Here is a 3,352-nt window from a genome sequence, read left to right on the forward strand (position 1 = left end):
CCGGCCCCGCGCGGCCGTGGTGTGCTGGTCGCCGGCTTCGTGCTGGGCCTCGCGGTGCTGCTCGGCGGCACCGTCGCGGGCGTCAGCTACTTCTCCGGCTCCGACAAGAGCCTCACCTCGGTGCTGGAGCTGGGCGCCGGCAAGTCCGGCGACCGGACCGCGACCGCGCCGATCGACGGCCGTACGGCCGCGTCGTTCGAGCTGTCCACCGCCGTCACCAAGATCACCGTGCGCAGCGAGGACCTCGGCGACGACCTCTTCCGGATCGCCACCGCCGAGGACGCCGGCCTCGTCCCGAAGCCCGTGCTGGCCCAGGACCGCGTGCAGCTCAGCATGGTCCCCGACGGCGACGGCACCACCGGGGCCGTCGAGGTTGTGCTCACCACGAAGGTGGTGTGGAACCTGCGCTTCGCCGGCGCCACCGACGAGCAGCGCATCAACTTCGCCGGTGGGCAGGTCGACGGCATCGACCTGGTCGCCGGCTCCCGGGTCACCGAGATCGCCCTGCCCAAGCCGGCCGGCACGGTCGCGCTGAAGGTCACCGGCGCCGTCGACGAGCTGTCGCTGAACAGCCCGGCCGGCTTCCCGGTGCGGGTGCAGATGCAGGGCGGGGCGAAGACGGTGGCGGCGGGCAAGCGCACCCTGCGCGACGTCAAGCCGGGATCGACGCTGACGCCCAAGGGCTGGACCACCAACGACCGCTACGACGTGACCGCGGAAGCCCGGGTCACGCTGCTCTCCGTCGAGACGGCGAAGTAGCGCACCCGGGCCGGGCGGATCAGAGGACCCGCAGCCGCACCGTCTGGCTCATGCCGCGCAGCCGGTCCAGGACGTCGGCACTGTAGCTGCCGCTGATGTCGGTGATCAGGTAGCCGTACTCGCCGCGGGTGCTCAGCAGCTGGCCCTCGACGTTGACGTGGTGCTCGGCCAGGATGCTGTTGACCTGGGCCAGCACGCCCGGCATGTTCAGGTGCACGTGGATGATGCGGCTCATGTCGGTGCTGGCCGGCAGGGCGACGCTGGGCAGGTTGACGCTCAGCGTGGTGTTGCCCTCCTGCACGAAGTGCACGAGCTTGTTGGCCACGAAGTCGCCGATGTCCGACTGGGCCTCCTCGGTGGACCCGCCGATGTGCGGGGTGAGGATGACGTTCGGCAGGCCGCGCAGCTCCGAGACGAACTCGTCACCGCGGCCCTTCGGCTCCTTCGGGAAGACGTCCACGGCCGCACCGGCGAGGTGCCCGCTGGTCAGCGCGTCGCGCAGGGCCACGTGGTCGACCACGATGCCGCGCGACAGGTTGAGGAAGATCGCCCCGGGACGCATCCGGCCGAACTGCTCGGCGCCGAAGAAGCCCGCGTTGCCCGGCCGCCCGTCGACGTGCAGCGTCACCACGTCCGAGCTCTCCAGCAGCTCGTCGAGGCTGGCGCAGCGCTGAGCGTTGCCCAGGGCCAGCTTGTCGGCGGTGTCGTAGAAGGACACGTGCATGCCGAGGTTTTCCGCGAGCACGGAGAGCTGGGTGCCGATGTTGCCGTACCCGACGATGCCGAGGCGGCGGCCGCGGACCTCGTGGCTGCCGTTGGCCGCCTTGTCCCAGATGCCCTCGTGCATGAGGTTGTTCTTCTCGGTGAGCCGGCGGGTCATCGCGATGATCTCGGCGAGGGCCAGCTCGACCACCGAGCGGGTGTTGGAGAACGGCGCGTTGAAGACGGCGATGCCGGCCTGGGAGGCGCCGGCCAGGTCGATCTGGTCGGTGCCGATGCAGAACGCGCCGATCGCGACGAGGCTGTCCGCGGCCTCCAGGACCTTCGCGGTCACCCGGGTCTTGGACCGGATGCCGAGCAGCTGCACACCCTGGATGCGCTCGACCAGCTCGACCTCGTCGAGGGCGCCGGCGACGGACTCGACCTGGTAACCCTCTGCCTCGAGCCGGGACACCGCGTCCGGGTGGATGCTCTCGAGCAGCAGGACTCGCACCTTGGGTTGGTCGATCATCACTTTCCGTTCCATGTCGGATTCTGGTGCACGTGGAAGGGGGACCATCCGGGCCGCCACGCCGAAGCCCAGGTCAGGCGTACCAGCCTAATGCCCCGGATTGCCCGCCCCGCGAAGGTGTGCCGCAGCTCCCATCTGGCGGTCACCCGCGCGAGCACCCCCGCGCGGGTCAGCCGGAAACGCGCTGTCGCAGCCAGGGCAGCATGGCGTCGGCGTGGGCGCGCTGGAACTCCCGGACGTGCGGGATGCCCGGTGAGGGGTGCCGGGAGCGGTCCAGGAAGTCGCCGGTGAATCCCGCGATGACGTCGGCCGCCGTCCGCGCTTCGATGCCGGTCAGCAGCCGGTCGCCCGGGCCGCCGTGCACCAGCACGTTCATCGCCAGCAGGACGGTGTCCAGCCAGGCCGGTCCGACGCACCCGTACGGCCAGTCCACGACGAGGATCGAGCCGTCCGGGCGTACCAGAAGATTGTCGGCCCGCACGTCGCAGTGCGCGAGGGTGGCACCGGTCGCGACCGCGGCCAGGCCGCGGTCCGCGGCGGCCCGTAGCTCGTCGAGGTGCGCGGCCGCCCAGGGGTCCAGATCGGGCAGCGGATCGGCGGCGATCCGGGCCCAGCCCCCGAAGCAATGGGCCAGGTGCTCCGCCGCGGTCGGCACGCCGGTCACCGGCGACGGCGTGAGAGCGTCGGCCAGCTCCCGCAGCGCCCGCACGGCCGCGTCGATCTCGTCGTCGACCCACGGGGTACGCGGATGCCGGCCCTCGACGTCCTCGTGGACCAGCACCACCCACTCGCCGTCGTCGAGAGCCGCGAGCAGCCGGGGCACGGGCGCCTCCACGGGCATCCGGGCGGTGACGTATGCCTCGGCGCGGGCCAGCTCGATCGAGCGGGTGCTCAGCGCGGTGCTGACGGCCTTGACGAACGCCCGCCGGCCGTCCGCGGTGAGCACCCGGTCCGCCGTCCCCGGTGAGAACCCGCCGGACTGCGAGGCCGCGTGCACCACCGGCCCGCCGATGACGGCCTCGACCTTCTCCCTGATCCGCTCGGGCAGATCCGCCCAGCCGATCCGTACCCCGTACCTCTGGATCATCTGATCGACCTCCTCTCCGGCGGATGGTCGCAGTCCGGGAACGGGCACCGGCGTACTCGATCGCACAACTGCCCCCGCACCCCGGCGGAAATGTCACACCGTCCCGGGACGATGTCCGCCAGGTCCGGCGAGGGGACAGGACATGAGCGCAGCGACCGCCGCCGCTGTCAGCGCGGCGCGGATGACCGAGGACGAAGCCCTGCGGTGGCAGGCCCGGCTGCGCGAGCGATCGGAGCTGGCTCTGCGCCGGCGAGCTGCGACCTGCTCGGCCCGCC

The 3,352-nt window shown here is 71.8% G+C and carries 3 protein-coding genes; 1 reads left to right on the top strand and 2 read right to left on the bottom strand.

Annotation, left to right across the window (positions count from 1 at the left end):
• On the top strand, positions 1-759 hold a 759-nt coding region (locus AB0C29_RS39625; protein ID WP_360831884.1), incomplete at its 5' end, for a hypothetical protein.
• A gap of 19 nt (positions 760-778) precedes the next feature.
• Here the strand turns inward: AB0C29_RS39625 and serA are convergent.
• Both serA and AB0C29_RS39635 read right to left on the bottom strand, forming a co-directional pair.
• Positions 779-2,005, bottom strand: a complete 1,227-nt coding sequence (gene serA, locus AB0C29_RS39630; RefSeq protein ID WP_360831887.1) for a phosphoglycerate dehydrogenase — start codon at positions 2,003-2,005, stop codon at positions 779-781.
• A gap of 154 nt (positions 2,006-2,159) precedes the next feature.
• Positions 2,160-3,077: an aminoglycoside phosphotransferase family protein gene (locus AB0C29_RS39635; RefSeq protein WP_360831889.1), complete on the bottom strand. Its 918-nt coding sequence runs from the start codon at positions 3,075-3,077 to the stop codon at positions 2,160-2,162.
• Positions 3,078-3,352: the final 275 nt, after the last annotated feature.

The organism is Actinoplanes sp. NPDC048791 (assembly GCF_040650095.1).
Classification (GTDB): Bacteria; Actinomycetota; Actinomycetes; order Mycobacteriales; family Micromonosporaceae; genus Actinoplanes.

What these genes read in the sequence shown, in the direction of transcription:
- serA (WP_360831887.1), bottom strand. Translation starts at nt 2,005, where the DNA reads ATGGAACGGAAAGTGATGATCGACCAACCCAAGGTGCGAGTCCTGCTG.
- AB0C29_RS39635 (WP_360831889.1), bottom strand. Translation starts at nt 3,077, where the DNA reads ATGATCCAGAGGTACGGGGTACGGATCGGCTGGGCGGATCTGCCCGAG.